This window comes from Gemmatimonas aurantiaca, from assembly GCF_037190085.1.
In the GTDB taxonomy this organism is placed as follows: domain Bacteria; phylum Gemmatimonadota; class Gemmatimonadetes; order Gemmatimonadales; family Gemmatimonadaceae; genus Gemmatimonas; species Gemmatimonas aurantiaca_A.
The window spans coordinates 30681-47180 of the sequence record NZ_JBBCJO010000011.1; the positions used below are offsets into that span (position 1 = coordinate 30681).

General features: G+C 63.3%; 14 protein-coding genes. 9 read left to right on the plus strand and 5 right to left on the minus strand.

Annotated elements, in window-relative coordinates; translation table 11 throughout:
- Nucleotides 1–84: 84 nt before the first annotated feature.
- On the minus strand, nucleotides 85–2307 hold the full coding sequence (locus tag WG208_RS13555) for a glutamine synthetase III (RefSeq protein WP_337171908.1): 2223 nt from the start codon (nucleotides 2305–2307) through the stop codon (nucleotides 85–87).
- 280 nt (nucleotides 2308–2587) lie between these two features.
- Here WG208_RS13555 and WG208_RS13560 point away from each other — a divergent pair, with 280 nt between their 5' ends.
- The gene (locus WG208_RS13560; RefSeq protein ID WP_337171909.1) at nucleotides 2588–3181 is read left to right on the plus strand and encodes a hypothetical protein; all 594 of its coding nucleotides are present in this window, start codon (nucleotides 2588–2590) and stop codon (nucleotides 3179–3181) included.
- 499 nt (nucleotides 3182–3680) lie between these two features.
- Nucleotides 3681–5054 (plus strand): serine hydrolase domain-containing protein, encoded by a 1374-nt coding sequence (locus WG208_RS13565; protein ID WP_337171910.1) that lies wholly within the window; start codon nucleotides 3681–3683, stop codon nucleotides 5052–5054.
- A gap of 18 nt (nucleotides 5055–5072) precedes the next feature.
- On the opposite strand, the gene WG208_RS13570 is transcribed toward WG208_RS13565, so the two are convergent.
- Nucleotides 5073–6308: an HDOD domain-containing protein gene (locus WG208_RS13570; protein ID WP_337171911.1), complete on the minus strand. Its 1236-nt coding sequence runs from the start codon at nucleotides 6306–6308 to the stop codon at nucleotides 5073–5075.
- Between the two features lie 141 nt (nucleotides 6309–6449).
- On the opposite strand from WG208_RS13570, the gene WG208_RS13575 reads away from it, so the two are divergent.
- The 5 genes from WG208_RS13575 to WG208_RS13595 all read left to right on the plus strand — a co-directional run bounded on the left by WG208_RS13575 (nucleotide 6450) and on the right by WG208_RS13595 (nucleotide 10367).
- Complete coding sequence (locus WG208_RS13575) at nucleotides 6450–6983, plus strand: hypothetical protein (protein WP_337171912.1); 534 nt, start codon at nucleotides 6450–6452, stop codon at nucleotides 6981–6983.
- An 88-nt stretch (nucleotides 6984–7071) separates the two neighbouring features.
- Nucleotides 7072–7581: a hypothetical protein gene (locus WG208_RS13580; protein ID WP_337171913.1), complete on the plus strand. Its 510-nt coding sequence runs from the start codon at nucleotides 7072–7074 to the stop codon at nucleotides 7579–7581.
- Nucleotides 7582–7711: 130 nt separating this feature from the next.
- Nucleotides 7712–9106: a DUF3696 domain-containing protein gene (locus WG208_RS13585; RefSeq protein WP_337171914.1), complete on the plus strand. Its 1395-nt coding sequence runs from the start codon at nucleotides 7712–7714 to the stop codon at nucleotides 9104–9106.
- Nucleotides 9103–9678, plus strand: a complete 576-nt coding sequence (locus tag WG208_RS13590; protein ID WP_337171915.1) for a hypothetical protein — start codon at nucleotides 9103–9105, stop codon at nucleotides 9676–9678. Before WG208_RS13585 ends, WG208_RS13590 begins: the two co-directional genes overlap by 4 nt.
- A complete protein-coding gene (locus WG208_RS13595) occupies nucleotides 9678–10367 on the plus strand; it encodes an RNA ligase family protein (protein ID WP_337171916.1) in 690 nt (229 codons plus the stop codon). The genes WG208_RS13590 and WG208_RS13595 overlap by 1 nt, the downstream gene beginning before the upstream one ends.
- 952 nt (nucleotides 10368–11319) lie before the next feature.
- Here WG208_RS13595 and WG208_RS18805 read toward each other — a convergent pair.
- From WG208_RS18805 to WG208_RS13605, 3 genes are read right to left on the minus strand one after another with little or no spacing between them, the layout of a single operon-like run.
- Nucleotides 11320–11724 (minus strand): very short patch repair endonuclease, encoded by a 405-nt coding sequence (locus WG208_RS18805; RefSeq protein WP_345787003.1) that lies wholly within the window; start codon nucleotides 11722–11724, stop codon nucleotides 11320–11322.
- Entirely contained in the window at nucleotides 11721–12908 is a 1188-nt protein-coding gene (gene dcm, locus WG208_RS13600) for a DNA (cytosine-5-)-methyltransferase (protein WP_337171917.1), read from the minus strand. The genes WG208_RS18805 and dcm overlap by 4 nt, the downstream gene beginning before the upstream one ends.
- Before the next feature lie 55 nt (nucleotides 12909–12963).
- Nucleotides 12964–13947 (minus strand): hypothetical protein, encoded by a 984-nt coding sequence (locus tag WG208_RS13605; RefSeq protein WP_337171918.1) that lies wholly within the window; start codon nucleotides 13945–13947, stop codon nucleotides 12964–12966.
- Here WG208_RS13605 and WG208_RS13610 point away from each other — a divergent pair.
- Both WG208_RS13610 and WG208_RS13615 read left to right on the plus strand, forming a co-directional pair.
- Complete coding sequence (locus tag WG208_RS13610; protein WP_337171919.1) at nucleotides 13946–14791, plus strand: HNH endonuclease; 846 nt, start codon at nucleotides 13946–13948, stop codon at nucleotides 14789–14791. The genes WG208_RS13605 and WG208_RS13610 overlap by 2 nt on opposite strands.
- A 675-nt stretch (nucleotides 14792–15466) precedes the next feature.
- A complete protein-coding gene (locus WG208_RS13615; protein WP_337171920.1) occupies nucleotides 15467–16492 on the plus strand; it encodes an ImmA/IrrE family metallo-endopeptidase in 1026 nt (341 codons plus the stop codon).
- Nucleotides 16493–16500: the final 8 nt, after the last annotated feature.

Here is a 16500-nt window from a genome sequence, read left to right on the forward strand (position 1 = left end):
ACGATGCACAACACCCCGCGTCGATCATCCAGAGCGGGATCGACGCGGGGTGTCGTGTAACCTGACAAGTATGCAGCGTCCGGTTTACACCGGGAAGAGCATCTCGCGGTAACGCGGCAGCGGCCAGAACTCGTCGGCGATCGCGAGTTCGAGGGCATCGCTCGTCTCCCGCACCTCGGCCATGGTATCACAGCCGGTGGCGGTGAGATACGCCGCCTGGGCGTCGAGATCGTCGTGCATGGCTTCGGCTTTGGCGATCACCTTGGCCAGTTCGGCCCGCTTCTTCTGCGCGGCCGCCACCAGCTTCGACGTGGCGTTGGCCGTGTCGACGATGGGCTGCAGGTTGATGCCCGCCGCCGCTCCCTGACCGGCCGCGCCGGCAAGCTGCGCCAGATACGCATACGACGCCGGCAACACCTGCGTGTCGATCATCTGCTGCAGCGTGTGCAACTCGATGAGGATGTCCTTCACATAGCGCTCGAGCCGCACGTGATAGCGGCTTTCGAGTTCCACCTCGGTGAGGATGCCGGTGTTCTTGAAAAGCGTCTTGGCCGAATCGGTGGTGAGCTGCACCAGCGCTTCCGGCGCCCGACGCAGGTTGAGCAGACCGCGCTGCTTGGCTTCCACCACCCACTCGTCGGAGTAGTTGTTGCCTTCGAAGCGTACCGCGGCGGTTTCCTTGAACGCCTTGCGTACGACCTTGAGCACCGCGTCGTCGGTGCTCTTGGCCGTCTTGATCTCCTTCGCCAGCGCCTCGGTGAGTTCGATGACCGCTTCGGCCACACCGGCCTGCAGCAGCATCACCGGGAACGCGATGCTCTGCGAGCCGCCCACGGCGCGGAACTCGAACTTCGCGCCCGTGAAGGCGAACGGCGACGTGCGGTTGCGGTCGGTGTTGTCCTGCTCCACTTCCGGCAGCTTCGCGACGCCGAGCTTCAGCATGGCCTGCTCGGCGTTGGTCGGCGACGTCTTGCCACCGGCGATGTCTTCGACGACCTGCGTGAGGCCCTTGCCGAGGAACGCCGAGATGATGGCCGGCGGCGCTTCGTTGGCACCGAGTCGGTGTTCGTTGCCCGACGTGGCGATGCCCGCGCGCAAGAGACCCGCGTGCTTGTGCACGCCCTTCAGCACGGCGGCGAGGAAGATCAGGAAGCGGAGATTCTGGTGCGGCGTCTTGCCCGGCTTGAGCAGGTTGGTGCCATCGAGGCTGTTGTCCGACGTGATCGCCATCGACCAGTTGCAGTGCTTGCCCGAGCCGTTGATGCCGGCGAACGGCTTCTCGTGCACGATGGCCTGCAGTCCATGACGGAGCGCGACCTTGCGCAGCACGGCCATGACCAGGTGATTGTGGTCGACGGCGATGTCGGAGTCTTCGAAGATGGGCGCCATCTCGAACTGCGACGGCGCGACTTCGTTGTGCCGCGTGACGATGGGCACGCCGAGCTTGTAGAGCTCGTGCTCGACTTCGCTGATGCAGGCCTGCACGCGCTCGGGGATGCCACCGAAGTAGTGGTCTTCGAGCTGCTGTCCGCGCGGCGGCGGTGCGCCGACGAGCGAGCGGTTGGCCATCACCAGATCGGGGCGCAGCGCGAAGTGCGCGCGGTCGATGAGGAAAAATTCCTGTTCGACGCCGAGCGTGGTGTTGACGCGCAGCACACCGGTGTCGCCCATCAGCTCGAGGAGCTTGATGGCGGCATTCGAGAGCACGTCGCAGCTGCGCAGCAGCGGTGTCATCTCGTCGAGCGCTTCCCCGTTGTACCCGATGAAGACCGACGGAATGCAGAGATACTTCACACCGCCGGTTTCACTGATGAAGACGGGCGACGCCGGATTCCAGGCCGTGTAGCCGCGCGCTTCCCACGTGGCCCGCAGACCACCCGAGGGGAACGACGAGGCATCGGGTTCCGACTGAATGAGCTGCTCGCCGGTGAACGTCTCCATCGGCAGCTTGTTCTCGTCGAAATTCAGGAACGCGTCGTGCTTTTCGGCGGTGAGACCCGTCTGCGGCTGGAACCAGTGCGTGAAATGGGTGACGCCACGCGACAACGCCCACTCCTTGATGACCTGCGCCACGACCGGCGCGATATCGGAGTCGAGTTTTTTTCCGAGACGGATGGAGGCCGCGAGCTTCTTGTAGACGTCCTTCGGGAGCTTCGCGCGCATATCGCGCAGCCCGAAGGTGTTCATTCCGAACCAGCTGCTCGTGGGCTGCTGCACGCCGTTGGAATCAGGGCGCGTGGTGATGCGAACCGGACGATGCGTGATTTCGCGCATGGCGGCGCTGCGCGAAGGATTGTGGGTCGACATGGATGAAGGGCTGTGGTTCCGACGGATGCAGCTGCAGATCAGGTGTCACTGGTTTTGTGCACTTCCGGAACAAATATGGAGACATCCGGTCAGAAACCCAATTGCCGAGTCTGATTTTTTCAGATTTTTTTGCAGATTATGCATAAATGCCGGGACAGTGATGGAAATGGCTCATTTATTGCGAATAAATACCGAATAAAACAGGGCCGAATGGTGATGTGGTGCGTTCCGTCTGGACAGGCCGTCTTGTCCACCGGGTGCCGGAGGGTAGAGTGAAGGGGTGACCAGACCTCTCCTTTCCCGAATCCGTGCCATGGGGTGTGTGGCACTCCTGGGCGGTATGGCGGCGGCGTGTGGCGGCGGCGACTCCGCGGCGGCCGACAGCGCCAAGGCCGTGGCTGCGCTGCCGCCCGTCTCGCGTCCACCCACGCCCAGCGATTCGGTCTGTCCGCGGGACGGGACCTGGAAGGCCTGTGCCCTCGAGGATCGCATCAACAAGGCCGGCATGCCGATCAAGGTGCTGGACACCGTGCGTGTGCCGTATTTCGCGCAGCCCGGCGTGCGGTATCGCATCGGACGCGTGGCCACGATGATCGCGTTCTATCTCCCGGATTCCGCCACGGGGGCGAAGGCCACGGCGAAGCTCGATCGGATTCGTCTCACGCCACCCGGCGACACCATCGGCGACTGGCCGGCCGCGCCGTTCGAAGCGGTGCGGTCGGCCAATCTGATCGCCGTGCTGTTCGACGTGAATGGCACGCAGGCCGAGCGGCTGCGGCTGGCCATCACGGCCGGGGCGCCACAGCCGGCGAGCAGCATGCCGCCCGTACCGTCGGGCGCCCAGAAGATGCCGCCGGCGCCACCGGCTCGCTGAGACGATTGTTCGATCGATCCCGGTCGAGCACGTAGAGCAGCGGATCGATCTCCACCGACCGGACGGGCCACGGTACCAGTGTGTCGATGGCCACCAGACCCTGCCGCGCCCGAACGGACAGCAGGTGTTGCGCGCGCGACCAGGTCGTACACCACGCGCTGCGGCGAAGATGTCGCGCCCGTCATCAAGGTCCAACTGAATGGTCAGGGGGCGTGAGCCGATCGGTGCGCAGCTGACGCGTGATGGGAACACGAGGAGACACGCGAGGAGACGTGAGCGGAAAAGCCCTCCACGCTCATCAGCTTGTTCTCCCCCCCCAACCGTCCAGCCAGCCATGCCTGCGTTCTTCCGCTTGTCCCGAGGTGTCGTGCCCGGCGTCGCCGCCATGGGCTGTTGCGCCATTGTCCTGCTGGCGGCCTGCGGAGGTGGCGGAGGTGATGGGCCTACTCCGCCCGCCCCGCCCCAACCCCCGGGCCCACCCACTCCTCCGGCGCCGACGGTGGCCAGTGTGACATTGCAGCGCAGCGGTTCGTGGCTGGTGATCGGCGACACGGTACGGTTCACCGCGGTGGCCCGCGATGCACAGGGTGCTACCGTCAGCGGGGCGGCGACGCCGGTATTCGGCGCCAGTGGCGATGCCGTGACCGTCACGGCCGGCGGTGACGTGGTAGGCGTGAAAGTGGGTACGGCCACGGTGACGGCCCGTGTGGGCACGCTGGAAGGCACGGCCACGGTGCAGGTGGTGGCGGGAAGCGGCGCACGCGCCACCGAGCTGCACATGGTGGACAGTGCCATGATCAACGAGATGCGTCGCCTGCGCATTCCGGGCGCCCAGATCGCCATCGCGCGGGCGGGTCGATTGCTGTTTGCGCGCGGCTACGGTTGGGCGGATACGACCACGCGTCGTCCCGTGACCCTCGACGCCATGTTCCGCGTGGGGAGCACGTCCAAACCTCTCACCGCCGTCGCCACGATGCGGCTGGTGCAGGAAGGCAAGCTGAGTCTCGACACGAAGGTGTTCGAACGACTCACGAACGTGCCCTCCATCGCAGGGCGCACCGAAGACCCGCGCACCGTGCAGCTCACCGTGCGTGATCTGCTGGCGCATCTGCAGGGCTACGACTCCACGCGTGTCGTCGATGACACCTCGTGGGCCGTGGTGAATCGGGGGATCGTCGATCCGGTGCAACTCGCGCGATATGGACGCAGTGCGCGCTTCACCACCAATCCGGGTGTGCGTCACGCCTACAACAACTACGGCTACATCCTCCTCGGCCGTCTCATCGAACGGGCGAGTGGGCAGACGTATGAGCAGTATGTGAAAAGCGCCATTCTCGCGCCGGCGGGGGTGACGGCCATGCACCTGGGGCGTTCACCGCTGGCCAGCCGGCATCCGCTCGAGGTGACGTGTTACGACACGTCTCCCACGCTCACCGGTCTCTACGGCACCGGGAAGGACTGCGATGTGCGCCCGTATCAGGAGTACGCCGAGGCGTCGGGCGCGTGGGTGGCGTCGGCGACGGATATGGCGCGGTGGATCTCGGTGGTGGACGGGGTGAGTGGAGGTCCCGCCGACGTGCTCACCGCATCGACCATTGCCACCATGACCGCGCAGCAGGTGCCCGGGCCGAACCTGACCTTCCACTATGCCCTGGGGTGGCAGATGGTGGCCGACGGCCCGGGGTGGCAGTGGCAGCACAGTGGCGGGCAGACCGGCGGCGACGGATGGGTGGCGCGTCGGGCCGACGGCACGATCATCGTCATCGTCGCGAACCTCACGCGCGGGCAGGGTACGGGTGGAGCATCGCTCGACGCCGTGATGATGCCGCTGCTGCGCACCATCACCACCTGGCCGGCGGGGGTGCCTTTCTGACCGCGACTGCGGATCGCGTCAGCTCGCCTTGCGCATCCCCGATTGCTGTGCGTCCAGCGCCGCGCCGAGTGCCTCGGCGGTCCAGACGATCGCGTTGGTGTAGAAGTCGTTGATCTTCGCCTGATCGACGCCCATGTCCTTCGCGATGAGCGTGGCGTTCTCGAAGAGACCCAGCTCGTAACTCTCGGCGAAGTCGAGCGCCGTGGCGTACGGGCCCGAACGCACGAGCAGCGCATTGTTGGCTTCGGGGCTCAGCACCACCCGGTCGAGAATCTCCGGCAGCGGCATGCGGAACACCGCGTCGAGCAGCGAGAACAGTCCCACGAGGAAGAGCGTGCCGCTGTCGCGTCCACTGCCCACGAGCTGTTCGAGCAGACGGCCGCGTTCGACCGCCTGCCGCACCAGTTCCTGATCGACCCCCGTCTTGCTCTTGCGCGCGGCCGCCACGGCCACGGCCAGCCAGCGCAGGAACGCATTGCGTCCGATGAGACGCAGCGCCTGACCGATGGAGCTCACCCCGCGTCCACCGAGCGCGGCGGAATTCACCAGACGGAGGAGCTGGAACGTGAGCACCGGATCGGTGGCGATCACGTCCTCGAGCTGCCGGTCGTTGATGTCGCTGTTGCGGGCCATGCCGAGGAGACGCATGGCCGCGACGGTGCTCTGCGGCATGTCGGAGGCCGGGAGCGGTTCGGGGCGACTGAAGAACGTCCCCTGAAACGCCTGGAACCCGCAGGCCAGGGTGGCCTCGTAGTGGGCGAGCTCCTCGACATTGGCGGCGATGAGCTTCGGCGCCGCTTTGGCTCCGGGCGCCGGCGTTCCCACCCGTGCGCAGATGGCCGCCAGCGTGTCCGCATCACCGGCCCGGGCGTCCACGCGGACCCAGCTCGTGTGCGGCAGCAGCGACTCGGTGGGTGCCGGCGTGGCCCCCACCTCGTCCAGCGCGATCGAGCCGCCCACGGCGAGAAAGCGCGCGATTGCCTCGATGACCGGTTCGTCGATGACCATCTGCTGCGGGATCAGCAGCACCGTCGACCCCGACTCCGCGGCCAGGAAGGCGCCGTCGAGCAACTGCTCCCGGGACGCCATCACGAACGCCGGCAACCGGTTGCGCACGAGGTCGAACGTGCCGCTCAGCAGACTCCGCGAGAAGGCCGCGCGGCCGTCCTCGGCGTCGGTGAACCGGATTTCGTAGCCGATCAGGGAGCCGGTGGATCCAAAGACGGGCTGACGGACGAGGCAGAAATCGGACATGGGGCGGTGACGATCGCACGGACAAGGGGTAGCGGGGACCACGGCGTCCCAGCGACTCTACAGACGATTCAGACGCCCCCGGGGCACGTCCCCGGCCGATCCGATCCCGGATGAGGGCGTGGTTCCTGTGCCGGTGATGTGATGAGTTTGGCGACCCTGGAGGGCACCCTGCATCGGGGATGTGGGGGGCGGTACGCGCTGCAGACGGAAACGGTGACCGTGCGGTTGAGCGGCATGGCCGCTGAGGTGACGCGGGAGTTCTTCCGGTGCGAGAAGTGCGGGCATGAACAGCGGACGATCGATCAGCGGGACGCGGCGGAAAAGGCGGCGGTCGAGCAGATCCGCGCGCGTCATGACCTGATGGCCCCGCGTGCGATCCGGCAGTTGCGGGAGTCGCTGGGGCTGACCGTGCCGCAGTTCGCGGAGCTGATCTACGGCACGCCCAAGGGGATCGTGGAAGGGTGGGAGAAGGGCCGGTATCTGCAGAACCGTGAGGCCGATGCGCTCATTCGCAGCCTGGCCGACCGTGAGACGCTGGAGAAGCGTGCGGCAAAGGCGGGAGTGACGTTGCCGGTGGTGGGGGATGCGCAGGCTGCACCGGCCGCGACGCCGACTGGAGCCCCGGTCGGAGCGCCAGCAGGAGCCCCGGCGGAGGCGGATCAGCCCGGAGGCTGACACCCGGCGGCACGACGTTCCGTAGGGGCGAGACAATCGGTGGACCACAATCGGTGGACCTGTTGCCGGACCTTTGTCTTTGCCTCCCATGACTGAACTGTTGCTGCTGCGTGTGGTGCATATCCTCGCCGGAACCTGCTGGCTTGGCACGGTGCTGGTGAACACCCTCTTCCTGATGCCGGCCGTGGGCCGTGTGGGCGCTCCCGGCGGCCTGGTGATGAAAGCGCTCACCGAGCGCGGCATTCTGCGCTGGTTGTTCGGATCGTCGGTGCTGACGTTGCTGTCGGGCATGCGTCTCCTGTCGATCCTCGCCGCCAATGCACCCGGCGTGTTCTTCCAATCGCGGATGGGACACATGTTCATGGCCGCCGGAAGCGCCGCCCTGCTGGCGTTCCTCGTGGCGATGATGGTGATCCGGCCGTCCCACGCCAGGGCGGCGGTGCTGTTGGGCCGTGCGGGTGATGCGTCGGACGCCGATCGACGGGCGCTGCAGGAGCAGGCCGCCCGTCTGCGTGCGCGTGCGGGGATAGCATCGGCGGCCAATGTCGCGCTGCTGGTGGCGAGTGTGACCGGGATGGCGGTGGCGCGATATCTCTGAGGAGCGCTCGAGGATCGCTGACCGCGGCGTACGGGTGACGCCGATGGCATGGGGCGTGTCCGTCTGCGAACTTCCGGCGAGGCACTGCAGGAAGTCATCCAGTTAGGTATTCCCCGGCCCGATCGCGGACATGCTGACCCGGCTTCGCATCAGGAACTTCAAGGCATGGAAGGACACCGGAGCGGTGCGCATGGCGCCGCTCACGGTGCTCTTCGGCGCGAACAGCGCGGGGAAGAGCAGCCTCGGTCATCTGCTGTTGGCGCTCAAGCAGACAGCGTCGTCGTCGGATCGTCGACGGGCGCTGCACACCGGCGACGATGCCTCGCTCGTGGACCTCGGCGGTTTCGTGGAAAGCCTGCATGGACGCGATCCGAACGTGCCGCTGGAGTTTCTGCTGGACTGGCGACTCGATGCGCCGATGCGGGTGAGCAATCCGCTCGTGGATGGCGAGACGTACGTTGGCGATCATCTCCGGTTGAGCAGTGACCTGGTGGCAGCGCCGGATGGACAGCCGGTCGTGCGGCGACTCGAGTACGCGCTCCTGGATGGTGTGTCCGAGCCGTCGCAGGTCACGCTGCATGTCACGCTCACGCAGGATGCGCAGGGCGAGGTGACGCTGCGGAGCGCGCCGTACACGCTGGAGACTGCGCCGGGACGCACGTGGCCACTGGAAGCGCCGGAGAAGTTCTATCGTCTTTCCGATCGTTCGCTGGCGCGGTATCGCAACGCCGATTTTCTCGCCGACTTCGCGCTCGACGTGGAGCGGCAGTTCGCGGCGCTGAGTCATCTCGGTCCGTTGCGTGAAGCGCCGCGTCGTCTGTATGGCTGGTTGGGCAACACCCCGGAAGACGTGGGTGTGCGCGGCGAGTACGCCATCGCGTGTCTGCTGGCCGCCGATGCGGAGCAGCGCGTGTTGCGTCGTGCGCCCGGAGCGACAGCCGAGCCCTTTGCGGAATTCATTGCGCATTGGTTGGAAGACCTGGGCGTGATCGAGCGTTTCGATGTGCGCCCCACCGCACCCGGGCGGCGTGAGTATGAGGTGCGCGTGAAGACGCTGGGTGGACTCACCGACGTGGCGCTTCCCGATGTGGGATTCGGCGTGTCGCAGGTGCTGCCCGCGCTGGTGCAGGCGTTCTATTGCGCGCCCGGATCGACGGTGTGGATGGAGCAGCCCGAAATCCATCTGCACCCCGAAGTCCAGGCGAAGCTGGCCGACGTCTTCATCTCGGCCGTGCATGCAGAAGAGAACGACCGCGCGCGCAATGTGCAGCTCGTGGTCGAGACCCATTCGGAGCACTTTCTCAATCGTCTGCAGCGTCGCATTGCCGAGGAAGCCATCGCACCGGAGGACGTGGCGGTGTACTTCGCAAGACCGGGTGCGGACGGCGCGCAGCTCGAAGAACTCGTGGTGAACGAATACGGCGACATCGTGAACTGGCCGCACAACTTCTTCGGCGACGAGATGGGTGAACTCGTGGCGCGCACGGAGGCAGCGTCGCCGCGTCGTGGAAAAGGTGGCGCGTGAGTGGTACGTCCACTGGCACCGTTGTGGACGCCGGTACGGATATCGGCATGGACACGGTGGTGGTCGATACGAACGTCATACTCGTGGCCAACGAAGCACACGAGCGTGTGGGGGAATCGTGTGTGGTGACGTGTGTGCAACGCCTGCACGCACTCATGCACGGCGGGCGACTCGCCATCGACGATGGATATCGCATTCTGGGGGAGTATCTGCACAAGACGGAGCCTGCCACCGGCAAGCGCGCGGGCGACACGTTCGTGAAGTGGCTGCTGCGCAACAACTTCAATCCCGCACGGTGTGATCAGGTAGCGCTGGTGGAAACGCCGGAGCGCGGCTTCGAGAGTTTTCCCGACGACGAGCGGCTGGCACACTTCGATCTGTCCGATCGCAAATTCGCGGCCGTGTCGGCGGCGCATAAGGAGCGGCCACCCATCTGGCAGGCCACCGATTCCAAGTGGCTGGGATGGGCGCCCGCACTGCAGGATCATGGTGTGACGGTGGAGTTCCTGTGCCCGAGTGATATCCAGTCGTTCGAGGGAGCGAAGAGCGCGCGCAGAGAGGGCGTGGGCTGATGTCGTTCTTCCGTTTCCCGCACACGCCGCATCTCACCTGGCTGGGCCCCGGGCAACCGCGGGACGACAAGGTGTTGTCGCCGATGGAAGCGCGTGAGTTTCTGGCGGGCGATGTGGTGGTGGAAGAAAAAGTCGACGGCGCGAATCTGGGCTTCTCGGTGGATGCGCACGGTGTGTTGCGCGCGCAGAACCGCGGGAGCTATATCGACCTCGATGCGCCACAGGGACAGTGGAAGCCGCTCAAACGCTGGTTGTCCATGCGGCGCGCGGCGCTGGAGGAGGCGCTGAGACCAGAACTGATGTTGTTCGGGGAATGGTGTCATGCGGTGCACAGCGTGCGGTATACCCGATTGCCGGACTGGTTCCTGGCATTCGATGTGTACGATCGCGCAGCCGGTGTGTTCTGGAGCGTGGACCGGAGGGATGCGCTGGCGCGGTCATTGGACATCGCCGTGGTGCCGGAGCTCGCGCGCGGAAAGTTGCGCGTGGAGGAGCTGACGGCGCTGCTGGGCGCATCGCGGCTCACCGACGGACCAGCGGAGGGCGTGTACGTGCGTCGGGAGACCGATGGGCAACTCACGGCGCGGGCGAAGGTCGTGCGCGCGGAGTTCGTACAGGCCATCGGGGAGCACTGGTCGAAGCGGAGGTTGGAGGTGAATGCGGTGGAGGGGGGGCGGGATTCGAGATGACTCGAAGATTTTGGTGGGGTTTCACGAGGTCGCTGTACTTGTGTGAAGTTCAATTTTGTAAAGCATAAATCAGCATAGTCGCATTTCGAGGCGGCTCCTGAGCGCGGTGACAGCTCGCAAGCCCATGGACGGAGCCTAGGTGTCGCCGACGTTGATCGCTCGGCGCGCACGCCGACAGAAACGCTCGCATTACTTGATGTGACGGTAGAGCTGGCCCTTCCACCGTTATCACGACCCGCTTTGACCGGCTACTCCGCCATGTGCACGCCATCCCTTGCGGGTTCCGATCCTGGCGGACCAAACTCAACGCGGTGATCGACGCCTGGTATTGCCTCCCGATAGCCAGTCTCGGTGCTCGATCGTGGTGGTCAGTTTTGCGATGTTCAGTGGCTGGACTCTAGGTGTCCACCAAGGTCGAAGGCGGCCGGCGGTATTTCAGTGGACAAACCAACACATATGACGGTGGATGACCATGCTTCTTCTTCGCTTTCTCCCAGCCCTGTTTTTTGCGCTCGTTGCCACGCCCGCTGTAGCTGATATGAGTTGCGGTCGCCCCCCACTCGATGCGCAGCCACGTTGCAAGAAAGGATGTCCGTGCGGAAACGCATGCATCAGTTGCTCGAAGACATGCCGGATCGGCTCAGGAAGTGCGAGATCAGAGCCATCGACGACATCATCTTCCCGAGCCGAGCCCCAGAAGCTCATTGGTGGAACGGGCGTCGACGGTGCTGCTCGTGTCTACACGGGCAAATGGCTCGGGTCTTCGGCGAATCAGTTCTATTTCCGCGCCAGTTGTCCGATCGTGAAGCTGCTGCCAGCAGCCGATGTCGTTGCCTTACCCGATTCCATTGCCGCCGAAGGGATTCGATTCCGACGATTGGCCATGCCGGGCTGCTGATCGGCTACTGTGTCCACCAGATGAATTGCCACCGAAACTCGCATCGCATGACAATCAGCAAAGTTTCGAACAGAGTTTCCGCTTCGCCACCACTGGGAGTTCACATTGCCAGAGCGAAACTACTGTAAACCCGAGTTTTGTCAGCGCTCGCACTTTTGCTCGATCTCGGGTGCGATTGGCCGCAAGTTTCGCCTCCCAGAACTCCCTGTTACGCCTCGGCAGCTTTGCCAATTTGCATCCACGATGCCCATGCCAGAAGCAACCATGGACGAAGATGACGAGCTTCCGATGCTTGTTCGCGAAATCGGGTGTCCCCGGCAATCCCTTCACATTGCGTCGCATGCGAATGCCCAGCTCCCGCAGAATGACCGCTGTCGCTTCTTCCGGCGCCGTGCCGCTGCGTCGTACTCTCTTCATGAGAGCGGAACGTCGCGGATCGGTTTTCAGTTTCGTCGTCAAAGCAACAAAGGTTGCTGTTCGTCCGTGGACGAGAGCATGTAACTGCGGTGAGCATCGAGCGCTTCGAGAAATCCAGGTCGGAATCGCAGCGATCCTGCGCGTGCGCGCTGCAGGAATCCTGTGGTCGCGCGTGCAGAGAGTGGTGCGCCCTCGTGTTGCAAGAACTCCGATAGAGACGGGTGCACCAGACCACTGGGAAACATCGACACGTCCATGGCCTGCCGCCCCTTCGCATTACCCCATGCAGCAACGGGCCAAGAACTTCCCCGAGCCAGCACCTGCCCGTTCATGCTTCGCCCGCTCGTAACAGTCGACAACAGCGCTCGCCCAACCCATTCCGCGACCGAAGTGGTGACGGCGTTACCCACCAGTTTCCATCGCTTGCCGAGTGCCCGACGATCGCTTCCCACTGCAGCGGTCCAATCAGCAGGGAATCCCTGCATCCGTTCTGCGTCTCGAATATCCGGCGTGAACACCATCCCATCGGTGACGCGCCAGATGGCCGGCGGTGAGGCGATACCGATGGTGGAGCCGCCCTTCAATGTCGGCACGGCATCGACAGCCCAACCAAGTCCCCCACGCCCTTCTGTCCAGTAAAAACCGAAGGCCGAGGCATGGTCCGGATCACGAGCCTGCTCTCCGATATCCTCACCGAACAACACGGGCCGCGGATCTTCTGTGCGGGATGCCAGCAGGATCACCCGCTGGCGCCGCTGAGGAACGCCGAATGCGCGCGAATCCACGACTCGGTATGCCCAGGTGAAACCAAGTTCTTCGAGCCGCGTCGCCAGATGTTCCATGGCAGCACCACGGCCAAGTCGGAGCATGAATGACACATTTTCGAGCAGCAGCCAGGATGGGCTGCTCTTGGGCTTCGTGACCAGACGAAAGATCTCGTCCACCAATCCTGACTGCGTTCCCCCGATACCGGCGGTTCGTCCCGCCTGGCTCAAATCCTGACAAGGAAAGCCGGCAGCCAGCAGATCCACGCGAGGAAGAGCCTTCAGTGTCCGTACGTCGGCTTCGATGGGCGCTTCCGGAAATCGCTGCCGAAGAACCGACTGCGCGGAACCATCGATTTCGCAGAGCAGTCGGGTCGCGAATCCGGCTTTTTCGAGCCCGTATTCGATACCGCCGATGCCTGCGAACAATCCGATCGAGGAAAGAGTGCCTGGCGAAGACATCCGATGGAGAAAGGAGGATCCGAAATGTAATGTTCGGGCGTTGTTCGGGCAAGCCTCAGCGGGCTTGGAATCGGCCGTCGTATAGGCTCGCGATGCGGGTGATCATCGTTTCGTAGTGGTAGTTCTCCCCGCCTGCGGGAAAGCCGGGAATGTTCGCGATATCGACGTTGCCGCCATCGTTCCGCATGTGCAGCGGGAGCACGCCGACGGCGTCGAAGCCGTGTTCGGTCGTGTGACTTCGTACGCGAAGTTTTCGGACACGGTCGAGGATCACCTGCGCACCGTTGGGTTGGCGTTCGATCGTGACTTCGGGGGCGGCGGGATCGAAACCTCTCTTGTTGCGATCCGAGCTGACGAACTCCGAGGAGGAGTTGATCATCACCAGGCCGACTGCCACCGCATGTTGCGAAGCCCCGTTGATGCAGGTGTATGCGGACGTCAACTCGTCGAATAGTCGAGGGGCGGCACGTACATGCGCTGTCATGGCTGCTTTTGCCTCGAGCGCCATCAAGACATCCCCCACGGGGCGATTCTCGAGTGGGGGAAGGGAAGCCAGCACCTCCGTCTCCTTGTCGTCGAGAATCACCCCATACTCTCTCGCCAGGTCCGCGAAGGACCGCCATCGCCCGGGTGCCTCTTCCTCGTCTTCCTCGCGTGGGACACAGATGACCAGGTCGAGATCCTTCTGCTTGTCGGTGCGGAAGTCGATCATCCGATGGTTGATCCCGAACGCCACCTTTCCTTCGAGTGCGTGCCGACGTAGGAGGGGGCATCGCTGGAGCACATCGAAGAGCACCACCCAGCACGCGACCTTGGAATGTCGGTCGCTCCGGGAGTGGTACTGCCAATTGTTGCCGTGCTGATCGGCGATGCGTGTCGCCGACATACTTCGTGCGATGATGCGTTGGCCGAACATTCGCTGGCGGTAGTGGTGGTGAGCTTCCGAACGCAGAAACTTAGCCTCGGTGACGGCAAGATGCCGTGGTCCTGGTGCGGCCCTCGTCGGCGACATAGTTTCGCGAAATGCTGGCCAGACCATGCCCTTCGATCTGAGGCTGCTGAAGTTGGGATGTCTCTACACGCGCCCTGAACTTGCGACGCTGTGGGGCTACGAAGACTATCATGCCCTCGCGAGGGGAGTATTCACTCCTCGCGGAGCGGGTACGATCGTTTTGTTCGTCACGCGTCGAAAGCAGCAAGGGCTCACGGCATACGACGACTATATCAATGGCGACCTTCTCCACTGGGAAGGCGAACAGGGGCATCGGAATGATCGTCGAATAGCGCGAGCAGTGGAGAACGGAGAGTCCATACATCTGTTCTATCGAGACGTCCACCACACTCCCTTTCGGTATCACGGGCAGATCCTGCTCACTCGTTTCACAGGGCGTCGTGATGCGCCAAGCAAGTTCAAGTTCGAGCTGCTGCACAACATGAGCGCAGTAGATGATCTACGCGTTCATCGGCACGAGTTGGAGAGTCTTCCCACGACGGAACGTGAGCAAGTGACGAAAGCGAGGGTGGGGCAAGGGAGGTTTCGCGAGAGGCTCCTCCGTTTCTGGAGAGGTTGTGCGATAACAGGCGTGGAGCGTGCCGATCTCGTTCGTGCTTCGCACATCAAGCCATGGAGGGTCAGCACGAACGAGGAGCGCATGGATCCATTCAATGGGTTATTGCTGCTACCTCAGTACGATCATCTCTTCGATGGAGGATACATATCGTTCGACGACGACGGCCGGCTCCTGAAGTCACCCGTCATCGAGGATATATCACCCGCGATACTGGGGTTCGAGCCTCGTGCGAAGCTGCGACGAATCACCGAGGAACACAGGAAGTTTCTCGAATTTCATCGCTCAAATTTGTTCATTCGACGAAGCGCCTGAAACAACCTGATACGAGCGGGCGTACTCCAGTCCAGATGTTTCATCGACTGTCGCGAACGTCAACGCGATTGGTCTTGCCTCTAAAGTTGGCCCAGACCGATTCGCTTTATGCGGTACAGGTGGTCTTGCAAGAGCATTGTGTGTCCCACTTTCTGGAGCTGTGGGCCGCGACTATTCCTGTTCCTAGGTGATGTCACCGATGCTATTTACCGCAAAATGTATTACAGTAAATAGACGTCACCAACCCGACCTTCACCTCGCTTTTCGCAGCAGTGCTGATCGCCTTTGAGACTCGCGACCTCCGAACCGTATGTCTCACGCGGGAGGCTGCTGTCACCAAGTATGGTGAGACGATCGCTTCGCTGCTGATCGACCGTCTTGCCGATCTCCGGGCTGCGACTAGTATCAGCGATCTTATCGCTGTTGAGCCTCGCCTGCTTCCCGATGTCGGCGAGGGTACCCTGGCACTAGACTTGACGGATAGCCTCGTGCTCATTTTCTGTGCTAACCACTCGGATCTTCCGCGCAGCGCGGAGGGAATGATGGATTGGACCCGCGTGAGTCGCGTCCGATTACTTCGTATCGAGGCTCATGACTAGCACGCCGTTCTTGCCGGATTGGGTGTCGCCACCTGGGCGTACGATTCGTCACGTCCTACAACGTCGCGCTATCCCCGTGGCCGAGTTCGCGAAACGCGTCGAGCTACCTGTCGACGATGTTTCCGCACTTCTCGAAGGCCGGCTGGCAATCAGTCTCGGACTCGCCAGACGCCTCGAATCTGAGATTGGCGCTTCGGTTGCCTTCTGGTTGGCACGCGACAACGACTATCAGCAGGACGCCGCACGTCGAGCAGGTCGCACGCCACGCGATGAGCGCTGGCTCGCTGAGCTTCCGATTGCGGACATGCTGCGCTTCGGTTGGATCACTCCCCGTCCAGCCGCTGGAGAAGAGATGGATGCGTGTCTTCAGTTTTTTGGTGTGCCCGACGTCGAATCATGGCAGGAACACTACGCGCCTGTCGTGTCACAGGCCGCGTATCGCACCTCGCTGAGCTTTGATGCACGTCCGGCTTCAGTCGCCGCCTGGTTGAGACAAGGCGAGCGCGTAGCTGCTGGAATACCATGTGGATCATGGAACCCCGAAGGATTCCGGGCCGTCCTCCAAGAGGTGCGTGCGCTGACGCGCATTAAGGAGCCCGCACGGTTCATTCCCCGCCTCCAAGAGCTCTGTGCCGCACATGGGGTCGCAGTGGTCATCGCCCGGGCTCCCAGTGGGTGTCGTGCGAGCGGTGCAACGATGTGGGTGGCACCGGATAAGGCGCTGCTTCTCCTCAGTATGCGTTTCCTCACAGATGACCATTTCTGGTTCACGTTCTTTCATGAAGCAGCGCATCTCCTGCTGCATCGAAACAGGGAGTTAATCCTCGAAGGCGTCGGAGAGTCTGTCGATGATGACGAAGAGGCTAACCTCTTCGAGACTCACATCGAAGAGGAAGCCAATCGCTTTGCTGCAGAAACTTTGATCCCTCTCGAACATGAAGCCGTATTTAAACGTCTCGGCCAGGATGCGATCCGTGTAATTCGTTTCGCGACGCAGATAGGCATCGCGCCAGGCATCGTCGTGGGGCAACTGCATTTTCGCGGGCTCGTCCAACGCAATCGCCTGAACAAGCTTCGCCGTCGGTACTTGTGGACTGAGTGACGGAACAG